The sequence below is a fragment of the Nocardiopsis sp. NRRL B-16309 genome (assembly GCF_001279585.1).
GTDB lineage: Bacteria > Actinomycetota > Actinomycetes > Streptosporangiales > Streptosporangiaceae > Nocardiopsis.
The window spans coordinates 67,309-89,907 of the sequence record NZ_LGEC01000065.1 but is presented as its reverse complement, the minus strand read 5'-3'; the positions used below and the strand labels follow the sequence as shown (position 1 = coordinate 89,907).

Below are 22,599 nucleotides of genomic sequence, written 5' to 3'. Positions count from 1 at the left end.
GGGGGAGCCCCGGCGCGAGAGGATGCACCCTGTGGATCACCGAGACCCCGCCGACCTGCGCAAACCGTACATGGGTGACCCCCTGCGCCGTTCGGACCTGGCCGACCACCCGATGACCCAGTTCCATCTGTGGTTCAACGACGCCGTCGAGTCCGGGCTGGCCGAACCCAACGCCATGGTGCTCTCGTCCGTCGAGCCGAGCGGCATGCCCCGGGCGCGCACCGTGCTGATGAAGGGCTACGACAGCAGGGGTCTGCGCTTCTTCACGAACTACACCTCGCGCAAGGGGCGGGCCCTGGCGGCCGACCCGCGGGCCGGGGTGGTCTTCCCCTGGCACGCCGTGCGGCGCCAGGTTCTCATGGCCGGCCGGGTGGAACGGCTCGGCGACGAGGAGAACGACCGGTACTTCGCCACCCGGCCGCGCGGCTCCCAGCTCGGCGCCTGGGCCAGCGAACGCCAGTCGCAGCCGGTCGCCGACCGCGAGGAGCTGGACCGGCTCTACCGCGAGTTCGACCACGTGTGGGCGATCGACGAGGAGATCCCCCGGCCCTCCTACTGGGGCGGGTACCGGCTGCTGCCGGAGGAGGTCGAGTTCTGGCAGGGCGGCGCGGACCGGATGCACGACCGGTTCCGCTACCTGCGCGACGCCGAGGGCGGCTGGACCATCGACCGCCTGGAGCCCTAGGGCGTGGACCGCCGAACCGGCCCCGCGGCGGGGCCGCCCCTCGCGCGCCTTCCCCTCCACGCGATCGAGATTATTTTCCGCACCGGCACGTCGCCTTCGCGCGACCGGCCGCGAACCATGATGGAGAAGCCGGTCCGCGCTCATCCGCGGCCGAGAACCGATCGAGGAGACCATGCCCCCCACACCCGTACACGCCGCCGTCGCCACCGCCGCCACGGCGGTACTCCTGCTGTCCGCGTGCGGAGCGCCGGACGGCGGCGACGGACCGGCCGCACCGGCGGACGCCGCGTCCCCGACCGACACGGCGCCCACGGACGCGGCCACCACTGACACGGCTCCCGCCGACGCTCCGGGTGACGGGGCGGACGTCGCGGCCCACCTGGACTTCACCGCCCCCGCGGTCGGGGGAGGCGACGTCGAGGGAGCCGACCTCGCGGGCGACCCCGTCGTCCTGTGGTTCTGGGCGCCCTGGTGCACGGTGTGCCGGGGCGAGGCGGGCGCGATCGCGGAGGCCGCCGAGCGCCACGCGGGAGAGGTCGAGTTCGTCGGCGTCGCCGGGCTGGGCGAGGAGGCCGACATGGCCGAGTTCGTCGAGAGCACGGGCACGGACGGGATCACGCACGTCATCGACGAGGACGGCACCCTCTGGTCCGGGTTCGGCGTGGTGGGGCAGCCCGCCTTCTCCTTCCTCTCCCCGGACGGCACCTTCGAGACGCACCCCGGCACGCTGAGCGAGGCGGACCTGGACGCGCGCGTGGCCGCGCTCGCCGGATGAGGCGGACGGCACCGTGAACGAGATCCCCTACGCGATCGCACTGACGGCCGGGGCGCTCGCCGTCCTCAACCCGTGCGGCTTCGCCCTGCTCCCGGCCTACCTGGCCCTGGTCGTGGCCGGGGAGGACGCCGACGGGCGCTCCGCGCCGCCCTGGCGGGTGATCGGCCGGGCCCTGGCCACCACGGCCGCCCTGACCGGCGGCTTCGTCACCGTGTTCGGCGCCTTCGCGGCGGTGGCGGTGCCGCTGGCCCTGCGGGTGGAGCGCCACCTGCCCGTGGTGACCATCGCCATCGGCCTGGTCCTGGTGCTGCTGGGCGGGTGGCTGCTCGCGGGACGCGGGCTCGGGATCACGCTCCCGGCCCTGCGCCCGGGCGGGCCCCGGCGGTCGCTGCGCTGGGTGTACGGCTACGGGGCCGCCTACGCCATCGCGTCACTGTCGTGCACGGTCGCGCCGTTCCTGGGCGTGACCGCGAGCGCGGTCGGACTGGGCGGCCCTGTCGCGGCGGCGGGCGTGTTCCTCGCCTACGCCGCCGGGACCGCGCTGGTGGTGGGGATCGTCACCGTGGCGACCGCGCTGGCCAGGGAGGGCGTCATCGCGAGGTTGCGCGGCGCCCTGCCGTACGTCACGCGGGCGGGCGGCGCGCTGCTCGTGGCCGCCGGCGCCTACGTGGCCTACTACGGCTGGTTCGAGCTGCGGGTGTTCGCGGGCGGATCGGAGCACGACCCGGTCGTGGACGCGGCGCTGCGGATCCAGTCGACCCTGCAGACGGCGCTGTTCTCGCTGGGTCCCGCCTGGCTGGCCGTGGTGCTGGTGGTGCTCCTGGTGGCGGGCGGGGCTCTTCTGCTCGTCCGGCGCCGCGTGGTCCGCGCCGCGCGCGGCCTCGTCCCCGCGGCGCACGACGCCGACAAGCCGACCCCGGACACCTGAGGGGCCACTGACCGGCCACCACCTGGGGAACCGCCGACCCGGCGGCCTGAGTGGCCACTGACCGGTTGTCCACAGGCGTTTGGACCGTGACGTGATCTTGACCGCGGTGTCCGGGCGTGCGCCGGGGAGGGTGGGAAACCTCCCACGGCGCGGCATCCGTGCAGGACAGGGCCCCGTCCTCCGTCGCGGTGGCGGCCGGGCGGGCGCCCACGCGGCCGGTCCGGGGCGCCGCCCGCGCGGTCGTGTCCGCATCGTGAGACACCGGCGAAATGGGTGTCGGCGGCGTCACGATATGCTGGTGTCATCGGTGGTCGCTCCCGCGGACCTGCGGACGCCCCGGTCCCCACTCGGCCCCAGGGAATCACGCCGCCCCGGCCTGTGTTGTGAGAGACCTGCCGTGCCCGCCGAACATGCGTCGGGCACAGAGCCTTGGGAGGGGAGACTTGACCGCACACGGGCTGATCGACACCACGGAGATGTACCTCCGGACGGTTTTCGAGCTCGAGGAGGAGGGGATCGTCCCGCTTCGAGCCCGGATCGCCGAGCGCCTGCACCAGAGCGGCCCCACGGTCAGCCAGACAGTGGCTCGTATGGAACGCGACGGCCTGCTGCGTGTCGAGAACGACAGACACCTGGTCATGACGGCCGAGGGCCGCAAGCTGGCCACGCACGTCATGCGCAAGCACCGGCTGGCCGAGCGGCTGCTGGTCGACGTCATCGGACTCCCCTGGGAGGACGTGCACATCGAGGCCTGCCGCTGGGAGCACGTGATCTCCGAGGCCGTGGAACAGCGTCTGGTGACGCTGCTCAACGCCCCCTCGGTGTGCCCGCACGGCAACCCCATCCCGGGGCTGGACGAGCTGGGCCTGGTGGACTACGCTCCCGAACCCTTCACCGACGACTCGATCGTGCCCATGCTCGACGTGGCCGCGAACTCGGACACCACCGTCACCGTCCGACGCATCAGCGAACAGCTCCAGTCGGACCCCGACATCATGCTCAGTCTCCGCAGATCCGGGGTACAACCCGGGCAGGAAGTCGTGCTGCGCGCGACGGACGACGGGGTCCGCGTGGTCGGCGGGGACGCGGAGGAGGCCGAGCTGCCCGCGCACGTCGCCGGGCACGTTTTCGTCGCCAAACCGTGAACCCGCGCGAGATTGGTTGCTCATCGGGATTGTCACATTGCGCTGCGGGAACGTCCGGGGTGTTGCTACGCTCGCCCCAAGGTGCGGTCGTTCGGAGTACCCGGAGCGAGCATGTATGCAGCTCATGACGGCGAGGTGGCGGCTAGATGACACGGTGGGGTGAGCCCTTCCGGGAGAGCGACGCGCTCGCCACAGCCGCCGTGCTGGACCAGGCGCAGATCGCCATCGTCGTCATCGACCGGTTCAGCCTGCTGCGCTACTGGAACCCCTTCGCGCGCGAACTCTTCGGGTTCGTGGGCGGCCGTGACTACGTCGGCCTGTCCCTCCTGGACATCGGCATCCACGAGTCCGACCGGGAACACGCCTCCCAGCTGGCCCGCCGCGTGCTGCGCGGCGAGCCCTGGGAGGGCACCTTCGCGGTCCTCAAGGGCGACTCCACCTGGATCCACGTGCGCGCCCAGGCCGTGCCCATGCAGGACGAGTCCGGGGAGATCGACGGCATAGCCCTCATCGCCCGCGAGGCGCTGCGCAGCGGGCGCGTGGAGGAGCAGTACGGCCTGCTGGAGCGCATCGGCAGTCGGCTCGCCAGCTCCCTGGAGTTCGACTCCACGGTCAAGGGCGTGGCCGGCATCCTCGTGCCCCAGTTCGCCGACCACTGCTTCATCGACCTCTACGACCACGACCGCCTGGTCAGACAGGTGTCGGTGCACGCCGAGGGCTGGTCTCCGCCCGCCCGGACCTGGTTCGAGGTCGGCGAGGAGGTCCGCTACCCCGAGCGCCACTTCGTCACGCAGGCCCTGCGCCGCCTGGAGACCGTCGTCAGCAGCGACTACCTCTTCGAGAACTCCCCCACCGACCGCTCTGACGTGGTCTCCCGGCAGGTCGGCGTCACCTCCGCCATCGCCGCGCCCCTGCGCGCCCGCGGCGAGGTCCTGGGCGTGCTCACCCTGGCCCTGTCCGGCCTCTCGCCACGGCAGAAGAGCACCTACGGCGGATTCGACCGCGACCTCGTGGGCGCCATCGCCTCCCGGGTGGCGCTGGCGATCGACAACGCCCGCCTGTTCGAGGAGGAGCGCAGCACCGCGCTGGCCTTCCAGGACAGCCTGCTGCCCAGTATCTTCCCGCAGCTCGACGGACTGACCGTCGCCACGCGCTACCTGCCCGCCGGGCCCCTGCAGGCCCACGGCCACGGCGTCCAGACCCAGGTCGGCGGCGACTTCTACGACGCCATCCCGCTCTCCGCCGGCCGGGTGGGGCTCGTGATCGGCGACGTCGAGGGCCGCGGCCCGCACGCGGCCGCCGTCATGGGCCAGCTGCGCGCGGCCCTGCGCGCGTTCGCCCAGGCCGACCGGGAACCCGCCGACATCCTGCGCGAACTCGACGAGTGGGTGCGCCAGCTCGGCCAGCCCGACGGCAACGGCGGCACCTGGATCCCCAGCGTCAGCTGCCTGTACATGGTCTACGACGCCTGGTCGCGCGAGCTGTCCTACGCCAACGCCGGGCACGCGGCGCCGCTGCTGGTCACCTCCGAGTCCGTCGAGACCCTCGACCTGGAGATCACCGACCGCGTGCTGGGCGTGCGCGCCAAGGGCGCGGCGGGCGAGGACATCGTCTACCACCAGGCGAACCTGCGCCTGCCCATCGGCGCGACCCTGGTCATGTACACCGACGGCCTGGTCGACCGGCGGCCGATCGGCGGCCGGGCCGACCCCGAGCTCGCCCTGGAGCGCATGGCCGAACGGGTGGCCGAGGTCGCCGACAAGGACGTCGACCAGATCGCCGAGGTGGCCGTGCACAGCGTGCCCGGTGAACTCGACGACGACACCGCGCTGATGGTCGTGCGCACCCACTCCGACGAACTGGACCTCATGGAGGGCTGGTTCCGCTCGGAGGCCTCCACCGTGGGCGAGGCCCGCCACCTGGCGGCCAACACGTTCAAGGAGTGGGGGATGGGCCGCGACCAGTCCGAACTCGCCTGCCTGCTGGTCTCGGAGATCGTCACCAACGTCGTCATCCACGCCACCCCCCACCCCGTGCACCGCGAGTTCACCGGCAGCGGGGTGCTCGACTCCGAGGGCCCGCTGGAGAACGACTCCCCGGCCGCCGACGAGTTCGACGAGGACTGGACCGACCTCCTGGAGGCGGTCTCGGAGGCCGACGAGCCCTCCGAGGAGCCGTGGGAGAAGGAGTTCCTGCTCCGGTTGCGCCGTGGCGCCACCGCCGTGTGGGTGGAGGTCTTCGACCACGACCTCCGGTTGCCGCGCATCCGCAGCGCCGCCGCCGACGACGAGGGCGGTCGCGGGCTCTACCTGGTCGAACAGCTCGCCAGCCGATGGGGGTCGCGGCCCACGCCGGACGGCAAGGCGGTGTGGTTCGAGATGCCGATGCACGGCGACGAGGACGAGGACGGCTCCGAGACGCTGGGCTGAGCCGCCCCCGACACCGCGAACTCCCTGCCACGGCGCGCTCCCTCAGCGTTCCGTGACCGATATGACCTGGCACAAACCGGGAGGTATCGGTACTTTGTGGGCAGCCGTCCCCCATGAACCGGAGCCCCGATGACCTCTCCCACCCGTCCGTCCCGTCGATTCCGCCTGAGTCTCGGCGTCGTGGCGGGAAGCGCCGTCCTCGCCGCGGCGGCCTGCGCCCCCGTGGACGGGGAGGGGGCCGACGCGGCCGACGACGCGGCCGTGGAGTGCACGCCCGACCAGCTGCCCACACTGACCGAGGGCACGCTCACGATCGGGACGGACAGCCCGGCCTACCCGCCGTGGTTCGTCGACGACGACCCGGCCAATGGCGAGGGGTTCGAGTCGGCGGTCGCCCACGCGGTCGCCGAGCGGCTCGGCTACACCGCCGAGCAGGTCGAGTGGAGCGTCGTGACCTTCAACAACGCGATCCAGCCGGGGCCGAAGCAGTACGACTTCGACATCAACCAGTTCTCCATCACCGAGGAGCGCCGGGCCGCCGTCGACTTCTCCAGCCCCTACTACGACGTCCGCCAGACGGTCATCGCGATGGCGGGTACCGACGCCGCGGACGCGACCTCCCTGGCGGACCTGGCCGGTCTGAGCCTGGGCGCCCAGGTCGGCACCACCAGCTACGACGCTCTCGTGGAGGCCGTGGACCCGGACGAGGAGCCGCAGGTCTTCAACAACAACGACGACGCGAAGCAGGCCCTGGAGAACGGGCAGGTGGACGCGCTCGTCCTCGACCTGCCCACGGCCTTCTACGTCACCTCCGCCGAGCTGGAGGACGCCGAGATCGTCGGCCAGCTCCCGGTGACCGGCGCCGACACCGAGCAGTTCGGCCTGGTCCTGGACCTGGACTCGCCGCTCACGGACTGCGTCACCGAGGCCGTCGACGGCCTGCGCGAGGACGGCACGCTCGCCGAGCTCGAACAGGAGTGGCTGGCGGAGGCCGCGGACGTTCCCGAGCTGGCGTGAGCGGCCCGACCGCCGCCGCGCACGTTCCGAGCGTCCTGGAGACCGAGCGGGTCGCCTTCCGCCGCCGTCAGGGCGTGCGGTCGGTCCTGATCGGCGCGGTCTCCACGGCGCTGCTCGGCGGGGCCCTGGTGAGCGTGGTGATCGGCTCGCCGGGCTGGGACCGGGTGCGGGAGACCTTCTTCGACGCGGCCGTGGCACGCGACGCCCTGCCCGCCGTGCTCACGGGGCTGTGGCTCAACGTCCGGGTCCTGGTGTTCTGTGCCCTGGGCGCGCTGGCGCTCGGGCTCGTCGTGGCGATCATGCGGACCCTGCGCGGACCGGTGTTCTTCCCGCTGCGCGCCCTGGCGACGTCGTACACCTACGGGTTCCGCGGCGCACCGCTGATCATCGTGCTGTACCTCATGACCTTCGGCGTGCCGGGGCTGCGGCTGGAGGGCACCCCGAGCGTCCTCGTGCTCGGCGGGATCGCCCTGGTGATCACCTACGGCGCCTACATCGCCGAGGTGTTCCGGGCCGGGATCGAGTCGGTGCACCCCAGCCAGATCGCGGCGGCCCGCTCGCTCGGGCTCACCTACCCGCAGACCATGCGCCACGTGGTCCTGCCGCAGGCCGTGCGGCGGGTCTCGCCGCCGCTGCTCAACGACATGGTGGCGCTGCAGAAGGACGTGGGGCTGATCTCGCTGGCGGGGCCGATCGACGCCATCCGGGCCGCGCAGATCGCCACCGCGCAGACCTACAACTTCACGCCCTACATCGTGGCCGGGGTGCTGTTCGTGCTGATGGCGATCCCGCTGGTCGCGGTGACCGACTGGGTGACCGTGCGCTCGGCACGCCGGCAGTCGGCGGAGGGGGGACGATGAGCGAGCTGGAGCGGCTGGCACGCCTGGACGGCACCGAGGCGGATCCGGGTTCCGTGCCGGTGCTGCGGGTGCGGGACGTGCGCAAGGAGTTCCGGGGCACGGTGGTGCTCGACGGGCTGGACCTGGACGTGCCCGAGCACGGAGTGGTGGTGCTCATCGGCGCCTCCGGCTCCGGCAAGTCCACCCTTCTGCGGTGCGCGAACCTGCTGGAGCCGATCACCGACGGATCCATCCACCTGGACGGCGAGCACATCACCGACCCCAGGGCGGACCCCGACCGCGTGCGGCGCCGGATCGGGATGGTGTTCCAGTCCTTCAACCTGTTCCCGCACATGTCGGTGCTGGACAACGTCACGCTCGCACCGCGCCGCGTGCACCGGCGCGACCGCGCGGAGGCCACGGAGCGGGCCCGGGAGCTGCTGGACCGGGTCGGGCTGCTGGAGAAGGCCGACGAGTACCCGGACCGGCTGTCGGGCGGGCAGCAGCAGCGGGTGGCGATCGTGCGGGCGCTGGTCAACTCCCCGCGCCTGCTGCTCCTGGACGAGGTCACCAGCGCGCTCGACCCCGAACTGGTGGGGGAGGTGCTGGACCTGGTCCGCGGGCTGCGCGACGAGGGAATGACGATGCTGCTGGCCACCCACGAGATGGGCTTCGCGCGCCAGGTCGCCGACACCGTGTGCTTCCTGGACGGGGGCCGGGTGCTGGAGCAGGGGCCGCCCGCGCAGGTGCTGGGCGATCCCGAGCAGCCCCGCACCCGGCGGTTCCTCCAGCGGATCATCGACGCCGGGCGGCTCTGAGCGGGCGGTGACACCGTCCGGAGCCGGGGGCGAACAGTACGCGAACCCCTCTCGCGGTCCTTGTGCCGGGCGGGCACCGCGGTTAGCGTGCGCCTGGCACGCGCCCTCCCCACGGGTGCGTGTACCGGATCCCGTTGCCGGAAGGAACCCCCATGCCAGGACCCGTCCACCCCCGTGACGCGGTACCGCTCCGCAGCGCACCCGCCTCCACCAGCACTACCAGCACCACCAGCACCCCAGGGCCCGGCCGCCGCCTCCTCGGCCGGGCCCGTCGTCTGGGCACCCGCGGCCTCGTCGGCGCGTTCGCCCTGGTCCTCGCCCTGCCGGGCATCGCGCTCGCGGCGCCGCCGCCGGCCCTGCCCGCGAGCCACACCGAGGCCGAGGGCACGTGGCAGCCCGCCTTCGACTACGACACCGACGGCTGCTATCCCACGCCCGCGATCGGCCCCGACGGCACCCTGAACGGCGGACTCAAGACCTCCGGGGCGCTCAACGGCAACTGCCGTGACCGGTCCGACCTCGACAACACCAACTCCTACGCGCGCTCCAGGTGCGACGCGAGCGGCTGGTGCGCCTACATGTACGGCCTCTACTTCGAGAAGGACCAGGTGCTGCCCGGCTGCTGCGGGCACCGCCACGACCTGGAGCACGTGGTGGTGTGGGTCCGGGACGGCGAGGCCCGGTACGTGTCCGCCTCGGCGCACGGCGACTACGACACCCGGCCCGCCGACCAGGTGCGCTGGGAGGGGACGCACCCGAAGATCGTGTACCACAAGGACGGCGCGTCCACCCACGCGTTCCGCTTCGCGGCCGGCCACGACGACCCTCCGGAGAACCACTACGGGGTGTGGCAGTACCCGGACCTGGTGGGCTGGGACCACTTCCCGCCCGGCCTGCGCGACGCCCTGGCCTCCGCCGACTTCGGCAGCGCCCAGCTGGACCTCAGGGACGACCGGTTCGGGTCGGCGCTGGAGCGGGCCCGGCCCGCGGGCATCGACTTCGACCCGCACGCCCAGGACGCCCGGCTCTGAGCCGTTCGCCGCGGTGAGCCGCCTCCGCCGGGGCCTGCTCCCTCTCCAGGGGCGGTGCCCCGCCGGGGGCGGCGCGGACCTTCGATGCCTACGTTCGTCCGGGCGCGCTCAGCGCCAGGACCACGCCCACAGCAGCAGGCACACGAAGACGAAGAAGACCACGATCCCGCTGGTCGCCCAGGGGATGTGGACCTTGGGCCGGAGCTTGCGCACGCCGATGACGAGCAGCACGACCAGCAGGCCCATCACGATGAGGCCGTCCCACGCACCGCTCATGACCGACTCGACCCTTCCGGAGGGGGCTCAGGGGTTCAGCGGATCACAGGCCCAGTCCGCGTCCGACGATCTCCTTCATGATCTCGGTGGTGCCACCGTAGATCGTCTGGACGCGGGCATCCTGCCAGGCCCGTGCCACCGGGTATTCCATCATGTACCCGTACCCGCCGTGAAGCTGCAGGCAACGGTCCATCACCCGGTTGCACATCTCCGTGGTCCACCACTTGGCCATGGCGGCGTCCTCGACGGTCAGCTCACCCTCGTTGAGCAGCGCGACCCCGCGGTCGACGTAGGTCCGGCCCAGGTCCACCTCGGTCGCCAATTCAGCCAGGACGAAACGGGTGTTCTGGAAGCGCCCGATCGGGCGGCCGAAGGCGGTGCGGTCGCGGCAGTACTCGATGGTGTGCCGCAGGATCCCGTCGGCGGAGGCGACCGCGCAGGTGGCGATGGACAGGCGCTCCTGCGGCAGGTTGTGCATGAGGTGGATGAACCCCCGGCCCTCCGTGCCGATGAGGTTGGCGGCCGGTACGCGCACGTCCTCGAAGAAGAGTTCGGCGGTGTCCTGCGCCTTCATGCCGATCTTGTCGAGGTTGCGCCCGCGCTCGAAGCCGGGGGTCCCGCGCTCCACCGCGATGAGGGAGAACCCCTGGGCGCCCGCGTCCGGGTCGGTCCGGGCCACCACGATCACCAGGTCGGCGTTGACCCCGTTGGTGATGAAGGTCTTGGCGCCGTTGAGGACGTACTCGTCGCCCTCGCGCACCGCCGAGGTGCGGATGGCCTGGAGGTCGCTGCCGGTGCCGGGCTCGGTCATGGCGATGGCGGTGATCAGTTCCCCGCTCGCGAAGCCGGGCAGCCACCGACGCTTCTGCTCGTCGGTGGTCAGGCCGACCATGTAGGGCGCCATGACGTCGTTCTGGAGGGTGATCCCCAGCCCGCTGCCGTGGGCGCGGCAGATCTCCTCGTTGACGATGGTGTTGTACCGGTAGTCGTGCAGGCCCGTGCCGCCGTACTCCTCGGGGACGCCGTGGCCGAGCAGCCCCACCTCGCCCGCCCGCAGCCACACCTCGCGGGGCACGATGCCGTCCTTCTCCCACTGCGCGTGGAAGGGCACGACCTCGCGCTTGAGGAACTCGGCCACCGTCTCCCGGAAGAGGTCGTGGTCGGCGTCGAACAGGTTCCGCTTCATGGACGGCTCCGGCGGGTGAGGGCGGTCACGTACGCCCCACGCTAACCGAATCTCGTTCGGTTTAGAAGGGCCGACGCCAAGCGGGAGCAAAGATCGCGGCCCCGGGCGCGGTGCCTCCCCGCCCCAGGCGCGCCGCGTTCCCACCGCGGCCGCAGGGGAAGTCCGCGGCTTCTGCGGGATCATGTCCGGTGTGCCTTCCCCCGAGAGAGTGAGTGAGTCCCCTTGGCCCCCCGCTCCCGTTCAGCCAAGCGCCGAAGCAGGCGCGACAAGATCCGTGCCGCCGAGCGCCGGCAGAAGCGCGCCGCGCTTCGGGCCGCCGAGCGCGAGCCTGAGCGTGACGATCCCCCTGTCGCCGCACCCCCGCAGGACCGCCCCAGGCCCCCTTTCGCGGCCATCCTCGTGGTGTGCGTCTCGTTGGCGGGTCTGCTCGGACTCGGCCTCCACCTCCTCGCAGGCCGGGACTCCGTCCCCGTCGAATGGCGTGTCACCGAGTTCGACGCCCAGGTCACCGTGCACGCCTCGGGGTCGGTCGACATGGTGGAGACCATCACCTACGACTTCGGTGACCAGCCCTCCCATGGCCTGACCCGTGAGCTGCCCGAGACCGGGTGGATCGACGACTACGGCTGGCGCGACCTCGGCCTCACCGATGTGCGGGCCGACGGTGCCAACGGCCTGCCGGTGGAGATCAGCGCCCACGCCGGCGACCCCCGCGAGGAGAGTCAGACCGTCGTGCGCGTCGGCGACTTCGAGGCCGATCCGGTTCTCACCGGTGAGCACGTGTTCGAGATCTCCTACACCTACGAACGCCTCACCACACCCGGCGGGGACGGCGGCGCACGCTACTACGCCGACATCGTCGGCACCGGATGGCGGGTCCCCATCGAGTCGGCCACCGCGGCGCTCCATCTGCCAGACCTCGCCGAAGCGGGGGAGGGAGGGGGAGCGCGGGATCCGCACGACGAGATCGACGCCGCCTGCTACGCCGGGGACGCCGGTGAACGCGGCGACTGCGTCGTCTTCACGTGGGCGGACCCGGACTCGGACCCGGGTGACCCGCTGCTGACCGCCCGTCACCGGTCGCTCTCCCCGGGGCAGGCCATGAGTGTGCGGCTGTCCCTCCCACCGTCCGTGTACTCCGCTGACCGCACCGGTGAGGACGAGGGCGCCGCCCGGCCCGACCCGCCGTACGACCAGACCCGTACCGTGATCGTCGGCCTCGGGCTCATCGGCTGCCTAGGGGGACTGGTGGTCGGGTCGAGCCTCCTGGTGGAGCGCTACTTCCCGGACACGTCCGCGTCGGGACGCGGCTCCCGGGTCGGCGGTGGGGGCGTCGGCGGAGCAGGCGGAGGCGGTGGCGGAGGAGGCGGCTGATCCGGGCGGCCGGCCGACGCCAAGCGGGAGCAAAGATCGCGGCCCCGGGCGCGGTGCCTCCCCGCCCCGGGCGCGCCGCGTTCCTACTGTGGCCGCAGTGGGCCAGGGAGCGAGGGGACGCAGGCGGTCGATGGGGCGCGGGGCCCGCGGCGGACCGGAGCCGCGACGGCGTGACGGGGGAGAGGCGATGGCGCAGCGCGGGACCGACGACCGGGAGCGCAGGGAGCGCCGGAGCCACCAGGGTCCGAGGATCGCGGTCATCATGACCGCGCTCATGCTCAGCGTGCTGCTCTCGGCCCTGGACCAGACCATCGTGTCCACGGCGCTGCCGACGATCGTCTCCGACCTCGGCGGGCTCAACCACCTGTCGTGGGTCATCACCGCCTACCTGCTCGCGGTCACCGCCAGCACACCCCTGTGGGGCAAGCTCGGCGACCAGTTCGGCCGCAAACAGCTCTTCCTCGGCTGCATCGCGATCTTCCTCGCGGGCTCCGCCCTGTGCGGGATGTCCCAGGACATGCTCCAGCTGATCCTCTTCCGCGCGTTGCAGGGCATCGGCGGGGGCGGCCTGATGGTGCTGGCCTCGGCGATCATCGGCGACGTGGTCTCGCCGCGCGAGCGCGGCAGGTACCAGGGACTGTTCGGCGCGGTGTTCGGGGTCTCCAGCGTGGCCGGGCCGCTGCTGGGCGGCCTGTTCGTCGACCACCTGAGCTGGCGGTGGGTGTTCTACGTCAATCTGCCCCTGGGGCTGGTCGCGTTCCTGGCCGTCCTGGCGGTCCTGCCGTCGACCCGGCCGGAGGGGCGCGGCCGCGTGGACTACGCGGGCATCCTGCTGCTGGCCGGGACCGCCGTGTGCCTGACCCTCGTGGCCGCCTGGGGCGGCTCGGTCTACCCCTGGGCCTCGGTCGAGGTGGTCGGCGCGGGAGCCGCCGCGCTCGTGCTGGGCCTGGGCTGGTGGTGGACGGCCCGCCGGGCCGACGAGCCCGTCATGCCGCTCGGCCTGTTCGGCAACCCGGTGATCGTGGTGGCCATGGCCATCGGCTTCTGCGTGGGCTTCGCGATGATGGGCTCGATGGCCTACCTCCCGCTCTTCCTGCAGGTGGTGCACGGGATGTCGCCGACGGCCTCGGGCCTGCACCTGCTGCCGATGGTGGCGGGCATGTTCCTGACCTCGATCGGCAGCGGACGGCTGGTGACGCGGACCGGCCACTACAAGGCCTATCCGGTGGCGGGCATGGCCGTGACGGCCGTGGGACTGTACCTGCTCTCCACCATGGGGCCGGATTCCTCCCAGGTGGTGATGGGCGCCTACTTCTTCGTCCTCGGCTTCGGCCTGGGACTGGTGATGCAGGTGGTCGTCCTGGTGGTGCAGAACGGCGCCGAGTACCGCGACCTGGGCGTGGCGACCTCCAGCGCGACCTTCTTCCGATCGATCGGCGGTGCCTTCGGTACCGCCGTGTTCGGGTCGGTGTTCTCCGCCCGGCTGGCCGCGGACCTCGCCGCCCGAGCGGACGAGATCCGGCTGCCGCCCGGGGTGGACGTCGCGGCCCTGGAGAGCGACCCGCGCGCCCTGGGCGAGCTTCCCCCGGCGGCGCAGGCCTCGTTCCTGGGAGCCTACGCCGACGCCGTCGACGTCGTCTTCCTGTGGGCGGTGCCCGTCGCGCTGGCGGGGTTCGTCCTGGCGCTGTTCCTGCGCCAGGTCCCGCTGCGCACCACCGTGGGCAGTCCGGACCTGGACGAGACCATTCCGCCGGTGTCCTCCTACTACGGGCGCGACGGGCTCGCGCACGTGGAGAGGGAGGTCTTCCGCGCCTGCGGCCGGGAGGGCGCCCACGCGATGTACCGGCGGCTGCGGGAGGCGGCGGGCCTGGAGGTCTCCCCGGGCGCCTGCTGGGTGCTCAGCCACCTGGGCGCGACGGGGCCGCTGCGGACCGGGGAGCTGGTGGAGATGACCGGCCTGCCGGCGGAGCGGTGGGAGGCGGTGCGCCGGGAACTGCTCGACGCCGCCTACCTCGTGGCCGGCCAGGACGCGTGGGAGCTCACCCGGCGGGGCGCGGACGCGGTCCGCGCGCTCTTCGAGGCCCAGCGCACCGCGCTGCGCTCGCTGCTCGCCGACTACGCGCCGCACGAGCACCCGGAGGTCGTGGCCGCGCTGGAGCGGATGACCTCCGACACCCTCGGCGACGAGGGGGACGCGGCCGACCTCGGCCGGGACCCGGGGCCGCGTTAGGCGTCCGGGAGGGGCCGGGTACTTGCCAGGACCGCCAAACCGAATACAGTTCGGTTCAGAACCGTCACCCCAGCTCCCCTTGGAGGGCCCCGTGGCCGAGGCATTCATCGTCGACGCAGTCCGCACCCCCGTCGGCACGAAGAAGGGCGCGCTCGCCGGCGTGCATCCCGCCGACCTCGGAGCACACGTGCTCAAGGAGCTCGTCCAGCGCACCGGGGTCGACCCGGCGGCCGTCGAGGACGTCATCATGGGCTGTGTCACCCAGGCCGGACCCCAGGCGCTCGACCTCGCGCGCACCGCCTGGCTCTCGGCGGGGCTGCCCGAGTCCGTTCCCGGCGTGACCATCGACCGCCAGTGCGGTTCCTCCCAGCAGGCTCTGCACTTCGCCGCCCAGGGCGTGATGTCGGGGACCCAGGACCTCGTGGTGGCCTCCGGCGTGGAGAACATGGGCATGGTCCCCATGGGCGCCAACGTCCAGTTCGCCGTCGACAACGGCCTGTCCCTGTACGGCGAGGGCTGGGCGGAGCGCTACGGCCTCCAGGAGATCTCCCAGTTCCGGGGCGCCCAGCTCATGTGCGAGAAGTGGGGCTTCAAGCGCGAGCGGCTGGAGGAGTTCGCGCTGGAGAGCCACCAGCGGGCCGCCCGGGCGATCGAGGCGGGCCACTTCGACGGCCAGATCGCGCCGCTGGCCGGGGTCGAGCGCGACGAGGGCGTGCGTCCCGACACCACCCTGGAGAAGATGGCGGGCCTGAAGGCCCTGCGCGAGGGCTGGGAGCTCACCGCCGCCGTGGCCAGCCAGATCTCCGTGGGCGCGGGCGCGGTGCTCATCGCCTCCGAGCGCGCGGTCGAGCAGCACGGCCTCACCCCGCTGGCGCGCGTCGTCCAGTTGTCCCTGGTCGGCGACGACCCGGTGTACATGCTCACCGCGCCCATCCCGGCGACCCGGATCGCCCTGGACAAGGCCGGGCTGGGCATCGACGACATCGACGTCACCGAGATCAACGAGGCCTTCGCCCCGGTGCCCCTGTCCTGGATCGAGGAACTGGGCGCCGACCCGGCCCGGGTCAACCCCAACGGCGGCGCGATCGCCCTGGGCCACCCGCTGGGCGCCACCGGCACGGTGCTCATGGCCAAGCTGGTCAACGAACTCCACCGCACCGGCGGGCGCTACGGCCTGCAGACCATGTGCGAGGGCGGCGGCCAGGCCAACGTCACCATCATCGAACGCGTCTGAGCCGGATCCGACGGTGGTGCCGTGCGCGCATGCGTGCACGGCACGAACGTACGCTCGGGCCATGAACCGAGTGACGCGGAACGCCGAGGACGGTGGCGAGGCCCGGGCCGTCCGCGACCGGCTCGCCCGGGCCGGCCTGCTCGACACCTCAGGGGGCCCGAGGCGGCGGCCCGGCGGAGAGGCGTTCGCCCAGGCGCGGCGCGCGGCGGGCGGCGGGACCGCGCTGGAGCGGATCGTCTCGGAAGGACGCGAACGCACGCCCCCGTCGCCTCGGGACGGCGGTGTCCCCAGAGGTGCTCGGAGGTAATACCTTCGATGTATTACCCTGGTTCCATGAGACTCACGCAAAAGGGACAGGTGACCGTCCCGGTCGAGGTGCGTCGGCACCTGGGCCTGCGGCCGGGGGACGAGGTCGAGTTCGAACTGGACGGCAGGGGCGCGCGCGTGGTCCGTGCCGCGACCGAGCCCTCCCGCGGGCGCCGGATCACCGACCGGCTCCGCGGCAAGGGCGACGTCCGGCTCACGACGGAACAGATCATGGCCCTCACCAGGGGCGCGGATGACGACTGACAGCGGGTCGTCCCGCGCCTCACCCGGGTCTCCGGAACCGGAGGCCGACCCCGGCGCCGTGGCGACTCTGGTCGACTCGAACGTGCTGCTGGACATCATGACCGAGGACGAGACGTGGGTCGAGTGGTCGGTCCGCGCCTTGGAGGAGGCGGCGGACCAGGGACCCCTCGTCATCAATCCGCTCGTCTACGCGGAGATATCGATCAGGTTCTCGCGCGTGGAGGACCTGGAACGGGAACTCGGCGACGACTTCGTCCGCTCACCGCTCCCCTGGGACGCGGCCTTTCTCGCGGGAAAGGCCTTCGTGACGTACCGGAGGAACGGCGGTACGAAGGCGTCGACCCTGCCCGACTTCTACATCGGCGCGCACGCCGCCGTCAGTGGTCTCCAGTTGCTGAGCCGGGACGCTCGGCGCTTCAGGACCTACTTCCCCTCGGTGAAGCTGGTCTCACCGCACTGACGGTCCCGGCTCCCGGCTCCCGGCACCCGGTCAGCCCTGGCGGGGCGGCGGGGCCGTGGCGGAGGGCATCTCGCGGGCCGGGCGGATGTTGTGGTTGCGGTGGAAGACGTTGTCCGGGTCGAACTCGGTCTTGACCGCGCTCAACCGCGCGTAGTTGTCCTCACCGAAGCCGCGCACGACGCGCGACTCCCCCTCGTCCCCCGTGAAGTTGAGGTACACGTCCCCGGTGGCCCACGGGCGCACGTCCTCGCGGACGTCGCGCACCCACTGGATCGCCCGCTCGTCGTCCTCGGGGTCCTCCCACATCGCCAGCGGGTGGACCGCCCACGCGGCATGGCGCCACGGCAGCGGGTAGTCGGTCTCCGCCCGCCCGACGGCGCCGCCGAGCCGCCACATGGCGTGGGCCGTGGGGGAGGGGACGACCATGCCGTCGGCCCTGGCGCAGAACCTGTCGAGCGCCGGATCGGGCAGCGACGCCAGGTGCTCCACCGACCAGTAGTTGCGATAGCCGGGCGGGTCGTCGAGCGCCTTCTGCATGTCGGCGTAGGGCATGTCGGTGACCATCTCGACCTCGGGCCCCATCCGGATCACCGGCGCGGCCAGGTCGCGCAGCATCGCCTCGGGGCCCGCGCAGGTGATCACCACACCGCACACCAGCCTGCCCACCAGCTCCTCCGGTACGAACGGCTCCGGCTGCGCGACGAGGTAGATCAGCCCTCCGCCGATCTCGTCGGGGGCCTGCGCCATGAAGTCGCGCCAGACGCGCGCGACCTCGGGTCCGGATTCGGGCAGGAACAGCAGCAGGCCGAGGGAGAACTCCGGCAGCGGGTGCAGCCGCAGTTCCATGCGGGTCGCGACGCCGAAGTTCCCGCCGCCGCCGTGCAGTGCCCAGAACAGCTCGGGGTTCTCGTCGGCGGCCGCGTGCACGAGGTCGCCCTCGGCGGTCACCAGGTCGACACTGAGCAGGTTGTCGCAGGCCAGGCCGAACTTGCGCTCGATCCACCCCGAACCGCCGCCGAGGACGAAGCCGCCGACGCCGGTGGTCGAGACGCGGCCACCGGTCGTGGCCAGGCCGTGCCGGGTGGTCGCCTCGTCCATCTGTCCCATGACCGTGCCGCCGCCGACGGCGACCTGCATCCGGTCCATATCGACCGTGACGTCCTGCATGCGGCGCGTGTCGATGACGAGGCCGCCCTGGGTGAGGCTCATTCCGGCGACACTGTGCCCGCCGCCGCGGACCGCGATCTCCAGGCCCTCCTCACGGGCGCACTCGATGCCGCGGCGTACGTCGTCGGTGTTCGCGCACTGGGCGATCACGGCGGGCCGGGTATCGATCATCGCGTTGAAGAGCGTCCGGGCCTCCTCGAACCCGTCGTCCACGTTCGAGAACACCTGTCCCGCGAAACCGGAGCGCAGGCGCGCCAACGCGGTGTCGGACAGGGGCTGTACCTTGAGCTGGGCCATGGCTGTCTCCCTTGTGAACGGGAGTGTCCTCCGGGGCCGGCACGGGGTCGCGGATCCGTCTTCGGCGGGCCGGGACGCGGCGTACCGCCAAACACCCCCTACTCAGCACACTAGGCCTGTCGGCGCTCGCGGATAAGAGCGTTCGGCCCGCTCATTGCGGGTGCGCCGTCCCGGGGCGTGCCGCTGCGGGGCCCCGCGAGGCGCGGTCGGGCGGTCGATGCCCGCCGTGGCGGGCGATCGCCGTCCACGGTCCGGTCGCGTCCTGGCGACCGCGGTCGGCCGTGGCCGGAACCGGCCACGACCGCACGACGGTTCCTCCGCCAGGTCCTGGAGGATCCCAGGCCGTGGACGGGCCCGCCCAGGCCCTCGTCAGACCCCCGTGAGCGCGGGCCCGCCGACGCCGTGGTCCAGCCCCAGCCAGGCGGCCGTCTCGCCGAGCTGCGCGGTGAGCTCCTCCAGGGTCTCGGGCGGCGCGTCCTCCTCCAGCGTGATCCGCTGGGCCAGCAGCGTCCCCGAGGCCCGGTCGGCCTTGAGGTCGACCCGGGCCACCAGGTCCTCTCCCAGCAGGAACGGCAGCACGTAGTAGCCGTGCACCCGCTTGGCGGCGGGGACGTAGATCTCCAGCCGGTACCTGAAGCCGAACAGCTCCTCGGCGCGGTCGCGGGTCCACACCAGCGAGTCGAACGGGCTGAGCAGGGCGCGCGCGTCCACCCGGCGCGGCACGCGGGCGTCCCGGTGCAGGTAGGCGGTGCGCTCCCACCCCCGGACCCGGACCGGCACCAGCTCGCCGGAGTCGACGAGGTCGGCCACGGCCGCCCGCGACTCCACGCCCTTGAGCCGGAAGTAGTCGCGCAGGCAGGGCTCCGTGGCGATGCCGTGCGCGCGGGCGGCGATGGCCACCAGCTCCCGGTGGGCCTCCTCCGCCGACGGCTCCGGTGCCAGGTGGTGCTCGGCGGGCAGCACCCGCTCCGGCAGGTCGTAGCGGCGCTCGAACTGGGCGTTGCGCCCGTTGGAGGTGACGTCGCCGATCCAGAACAGGTACTCCAGGCACTTCTTGACCTCGGACCAGTTCCAGCCCCAGTGCTCCTTCACGCGCGGCGCGTCGTGCGCGAGGGCGGCCTCGACCTCGCGGGCGGTGGCGGGTCCGACCCGGCCCACCTCCTCCAGAACGGTCTTGATGAGGTCGGGCCTCTCCTCGCGGATGCCGTTCAGCCAGCCCACGCGCTCCTGGGCGCGGTTGCGCTCCATCCGGTACCGCATCAGCTGCCGGGTGGCCGGCGGGACCAGGCTGGCCTCGTGCGCCCAGCACTCCACCAGGCGCGCCGGGCCGGAACCCGCCGCGGTGGTGGTGGCGCGGTCGAGCAGGGCGGGGTCGTAGGCGCCCATGCGCGCGAACACCGGGAGGTACTGGCTGCGGGCCAGGACGTTCACGCTGTCGATCTGCAGGATGCCGACCCTGCGCACGACCCGGCCGAGGTGGGCCAGCGTGGGGGTCCCGGTGGGGCGGCGGTCGGCGAATCCCTGGGCGGCCAGGGCGATCCGGCGGGCCTGGGACAGGGACAGCTCCGCGTCGCGGCGGGGGTGCGGTTCAGCCATGCCGCCACCGTAGCCCCCGCCCACGACACTCCGCCGCGGGCCGTCCCTGCCGCTCATCGCCGCTCGTCCCGACCCGCCGCATCACCCGGGCCGGCCGTGCCTCAGCCCATCCTGCGGTGCTGGTCCTCGGCCTTGGACGGCCCGGGCTCGGCCGGAGCGATCAGCGGTCCGGGCAGCGAGGGGTCGACCACGCCCTCCTCCAGCCAGGTGTAGGAGTCGTCCATCAGCCGACGCGACACCTTGCCGTCGATCTCGTCGGTGTTGGACCACAATCCGTCGAACAGGGTGTCGATCCGCAGCCGCGACTGCCGGCAGAACGCGTCGGCCAACTCGAACGGGGTGGTGCCGCGCTCGGGGCGGGTGTCGGCGTCGTGGCGGGCCCGCACGATCACCGCGCTCATCGCGAACAGCTCGGCGCCGATGTCGACGATCCTGGCCAGGAACCCCTGCTTGGTCTCCATCCGGCCCTGCCACCGCGACATCCCGTAGAACGTGGACCGGGCGAGCTTGCGCGCGGTGCGCTCCACGTACCGCAGGTGGCCGGCGACCGGCCCGAACTCCGCGAACGCCGAGGGCACCTGCCCCTGCCCGACCACCAGGCCGGGCAGCCAGGACGCGTAGAAGCCGCTCGCCTTGGCGACCGCCCGCGCCTTGTCGGAGCGGTCGGCCTCGGGGTCGATGATGTCCCCGGCCACGGACAGGTGGGCGTCGACCGCCTCACGGGCGATCATGAGGTGCATGATCTCGGTGGATCCCTCGAAGATCCGGTTGATCCGCAGGTCGCGCAGCATCTGTTCGGCGGGCACCCCGCGCTCGCCGCGCGCGGCCAGGGAGTCCGCGGTCTCGAACCCGCGGCCGCCCCGGATCTGGACGAGGTCGTCGGCGACGCGCCAGGCGTGCTCGGAGGCCCACAGCTTCGCGATGGCCGCCTCGATGCGGATGTCGTTGCGCTTGTCGTCGGCGAGCTGCCCGGCCAGTTCGACCATGGCGTCCATGGCGTAGGTGGTGGCGGCGATGGAGGCGATCTTCTTGGCCACCTCCTCGTGCTTGCCGACCGGGCGCCCCCACTGGACGCGCTCGCGGGCCCACTCGCGGGCGATCCGGGTCGCCCACTTGCCCGCGCCCACGCAGATCGCCGGCAGTGACAGGCGGCCGGTGTTGAGGGTGGACAGGGCGATGCGCAGTCCGCGGCCCTCCTCCCCGATCCGGTTGGCGACCGGGACGCGCACCTGGTGCAGGCGGGTGACGCCGTTCTCCAGCCCGCGCAGGCCCATGAAGCGGTTCCGGTGCTCCACGGTGATGCCGGGGGAGTCTCCCTCCACGACGAACGCCGTGATGCCGCCCCGGTGGCCGGGGCTCTCGGGCACCCGCGCCATGACCACGAGCAGGTCGGCGACGACCCCGTTGGTGGTCCAGAGCTTGACGCCGTCCAGGACGTAGGCCGAACCGTCCTCGGTGGGCGTGGCGGTGGTGCGCAGCCGGGCCGGGTCGCTGCCCACGTCCGGTTCGGTGAGCAGGAACGCGCTGATGTCGTCGCGGGCGCAGCGCGGCAGGAACGCCTGCTTCTGGGCCTGCGTCCCGAACATGGCGACGGGCTGGGGCACCCCGATCGACTGGTGGGCCGAGAGCAGGGCGGCGATCGCGGGTGAGGCCGACCCGATCAGCGTGAGCGCGCGGTTGTAGTGGAGCTGGCTGAGCCCGAGGCCGCCGTACTCGGCGGGGATCTTCATTCCGAAGGCGCCCAGCTCGCGCAGGCCGCGCACGACCTCGTCGGGGATGCGCTCCTCGCGCTCGATGCGCTGGGAGTCGATGCCCTCGCAGAAGTCGCGCAGGCGGGCCAGGAAGGCCTCGCCGTCGCGGTCGGCGGCCTCGTCGGGGACGGTCAGGGGATGGATCAGGTCGAGGCGCAGTCGGCCCAGGAAGAGTTCCTTGGCGAAGCTGGGCAGCTCCCAGGTGCTCTCCCGGGCCTGTTCGGCGACGGCGCGGGCACGCCGTTCGTCGACCTCGGGCTCGGCGGGGGTCGGGGCATCGGGTTCGACGGTCGACATGGGTCGCTCACCTCACTGGCGGGGGTGTCACACTGTGGTCTGCATCACAGCCCTACCCGTCGGTACCGCGGCTGACGCGTGGCCTCGGGCCCTGGAGCACGACCGACGACGTCTGTAGAGAAAAACCTTTGGCCCGATGCGAACCACCGGGAGTGGTGGGCCGTCCTAGTTCCTGAGCGACGGAATCCCTCGGATTGCGCTGGGTAGTCGCGACGCCCCGGTGCGGAGGACGGCCGCACCGGGGCGTACTCGGGGCGCTTCACGCTGGGGCCTTCGTCGTCGCCTGCGCCTGCGCTCGTTCCTCGCTCCGGCTTGGCTCCTCCTGCAGGCACCAGCGCGCCCCTCGCACCTGTGCTTTCTTTGGGCCTCCGCTCGTTCCTCGCTTTGGCCCGACCAACCCCCCTGTGGTCCCGCCACCTGAACGGCTCACCTCCAACCCCCTCGGGTCGGGGCAGGCACGCCCGCTTACCTTCAACCCGCTGGGGCGGGCCTCC

The 22,599-nt window shown here is 72.5% G+C and carries 20 protein-coding genes; 15 read left to right on the top strand and 5 right to left on the bottom strand.

Features of this window, described 5'->3' with window-relative positions:
• The first annotated feature begins 31 nt into the window (after positions 1-31).
• The 9 genes from pdxH (at position 32) to ADL05_RS10125 (ending at position 9,667) form a co-directional block, all read left to right on the top strand.
• Positions 32-685 (top strand): pyridoxamine 5'-phosphate oxidase, encoded by a 654-nt coding sequence (pdxH, locus tag ADL05_RS10165; RefSeq protein WP_053616636.1) that lies wholly within the window; start codon positions 32-34, stop codon positions 683-685.
• Positions 686-857: 172 nt separating this feature from the next.
• Complete coding sequence (locus ADL05_RS10160; RefSeq protein ID WP_053616635.1) at positions 858-1,460, top strand: redoxin domain-containing protein; 603 nt, start codon at positions 858-860, stop codon at positions 1,458-1,460.
• A gap of 13 nt (positions 1,461-1,473) precedes the next feature.
• On the top strand, positions 1,474-2,388 hold the full coding sequence (locus tag ADL05_RS10155) for a cytochrome c biogenesis CcdA family protein (protein WP_053616634.1): 915 nt from the start codon (positions 1,474-1,476) through the stop codon (positions 2,386-2,388).
• 443 nt (positions 2,389-2,831) lie between these two features.
• Entirely contained in the window at positions 2,832-3,533 is a 702-nt protein-coding gene (locus ADL05_RS10150; protein ID WP_053616633.1) for a metal-dependent transcriptional regulator, read from the top strand.
• 146 nt (positions 3,534-3,679) lie between these two features.
• Entirely contained in the window at positions 3,680-5,962 is a 2,283-nt protein-coding gene (locus ADL05_RS10145) for a SpoIIE family protein phosphatase (protein WP_053616632.1), read from the top strand.
• Positions 5,963-6,142: 180 nt separating this feature from the next.
• Positions 6,143-6,979: an ABC transporter substrate-binding protein gene (locus ADL05_RS10140; protein WP_231640686.1), complete on the top strand. Its 837-nt coding sequence runs from the start codon at positions 6,143-6,145 to the stop codon at positions 6,977-6,979.
• On the top strand, positions 6,976-7,839 hold the full coding sequence (locus tag ADL05_RS10135) for an amino acid ABC transporter permease (protein ID WP_053616630.1): 864 nt from the start codon (positions 6,976-6,978) through the stop codon (positions 7,837-7,839). The genes ADL05_RS10140 and ADL05_RS10135 overlap by 4 nt, the downstream gene beginning before the upstream one ends.
• Positions 7,836-8,636, top strand: coding sequence for an amino acid ABC transporter ATP-binding protein (locus ADL05_RS10130; RefSeq protein ID WP_231640685.1), 801 nt, complete (start codon positions 7,836-7,838; stop codon positions 8,634-8,636). Before ADL05_RS10135 ends, ADL05_RS10130 begins: the two co-directional genes overlap by 4 nt.
• A gap of 152 nt (positions 8,637-8,788) precedes the next feature.
• The gene (locus ADL05_RS10125; RefSeq protein WP_082376253.1) at positions 8,789-9,667 is read left to right on the top strand and encodes an NPP1 family protein; all 879 of its coding nucleotides are present in this window, start codon (positions 8,789-8,791) and stop codon (positions 9,665-9,667) included.
• 108 nt (positions 9,668-9,775) lie between these two features.
• On the opposite strand, the gene ADL05_RS31075 is transcribed toward ADL05_RS10125, so the two are convergent.
• Together ADL05_RS31075 and ADL05_RS10120 are read right to left on the bottom strand one after the other, a co-directional pair.
• Positions 9,776-9,943 (bottom strand): hypothetical protein, encoded by a 168-nt coding sequence (locus ADL05_RS31075; protein ID WP_179825600.1) that lies wholly within the window; start codon positions 9,941-9,943, stop codon positions 9,776-9,778.
• 43 nt (positions 9,944-9,986) lie between these two features.
• Positions 9,987-11,129 (bottom strand): acyl-CoA dehydrogenase family protein, encoded by a 1,143-nt coding sequence (locus ADL05_RS10120; RefSeq protein ID WP_053616629.1) that lies wholly within the window; start codon positions 11,127-11,129, stop codon positions 9,987-9,989.
• Between the two features lie 222 nt (positions 11,130-11,351).
• Between ADL05_RS10120 and ADL05_RS10110 the strand changes: the two genes are divergently transcribed.
• The 6 genes from ADL05_RS10110 to ADL05_RS10085 all read left to right on the top strand — a co-directional run bounded on the left by ADL05_RS10110 (position 11,352) and on the right by ADL05_RS10085 (position 16,997).
• Entirely contained in the window at positions 11,352-12,503 is a 1,152-nt protein-coding gene (locus ADL05_RS10110) for a DUF2207 domain-containing protein (RefSeq protein WP_082376252.1), read from the top strand.
• A gap of 187 nt (positions 12,504-12,690) precedes the next feature.
• Positions 12,691-14,733 (top strand): MDR family MFS transporter, encoded by a 2,043-nt coding sequence (locus ADL05_RS10105; RefSeq protein WP_053616626.1) that lies wholly within the window; start codon positions 12,691-12,693, stop codon positions 14,731-14,733.
• Between the two features lie 91 nt (positions 14,734-14,824).
• Positions 14,825-15,967: an acetyl-CoA C-acetyltransferase gene (locus ADL05_RS10100; RefSeq protein ID WP_053616625.1), complete on the top strand. Its 1,143-nt coding sequence runs from the start codon at positions 14,825-14,827 to the stop codon at positions 15,965-15,967.
• A 61-nt stretch (positions 15,968-16,028) separates the two neighbouring features.
• Positions 16,029-16,274, top strand: a complete 246-nt coding sequence (locus tag ADL05_RS10095) for a hypothetical protein (RefSeq protein WP_156365794.1) — start codon at positions 16,029-16,031, stop codon at positions 16,272-16,274.
• A 26-nt stretch (positions 16,275-16,300) separates the two neighbouring features.
• Positions 16,301-16,537: an AbrB/MazE/SpoVT family DNA-binding domain-containing protein gene (locus ADL05_RS10090; RefSeq protein WP_053616623.1), complete on the top strand. Its 237-nt coding sequence runs from the start codon at positions 16,301-16,303 to the stop codon at positions 16,535-16,537.
• On the top strand, positions 16,527-16,997 hold the full coding sequence (locus ADL05_RS10085) for a type II toxin-antitoxin system VapC family toxin (RefSeq protein WP_082376251.1): 471 nt from the start codon (positions 16,527-16,529) through the stop codon (positions 16,995-16,997). Before ADL05_RS10090 ends, ADL05_RS10085 begins: the two co-directional genes overlap by 11 nt.
• A 30-nt stretch (positions 16,998-17,027) precedes the next feature.
• Here the strand turns inward: ADL05_RS10085 and ADL05_RS10080 are convergent, their stop codons facing one another.
• The 3 genes from ADL05_RS10080 to ADL05_RS10070 form a co-directional block, all read right to left on the bottom strand.
• A complete protein-coding gene (locus ADL05_RS10080; protein WP_053616622.1) occupies positions 17,028-18,461 on the bottom strand; it encodes an FAD-binding oxidoreductase in 1,434 nt (477 codons plus the stop codon).
• Positions 18,462-18,830: 369 nt separating this feature from the next.
• Entirely contained in the window at positions 18,831-20,057 is a 1,227-nt protein-coding gene (locus ADL05_RS10075) for a winged helix-turn-helix domain-containing protein (protein WP_053616839.1), read from the bottom strand.
• A gap of 101 nt (positions 20,058-20,158) precedes the next feature.
• A complete protein-coding gene (locus tag ADL05_RS10070; RefSeq protein ID WP_053616621.1) occupies positions 20,159-22,105 on the bottom strand; it encodes an acyl-CoA dehydrogenase family protein in 1,947 nt (648 codons plus the stop codon).
• Between the last annotated feature and the right edge of the window lie 494 nt (positions 22,106-22,599).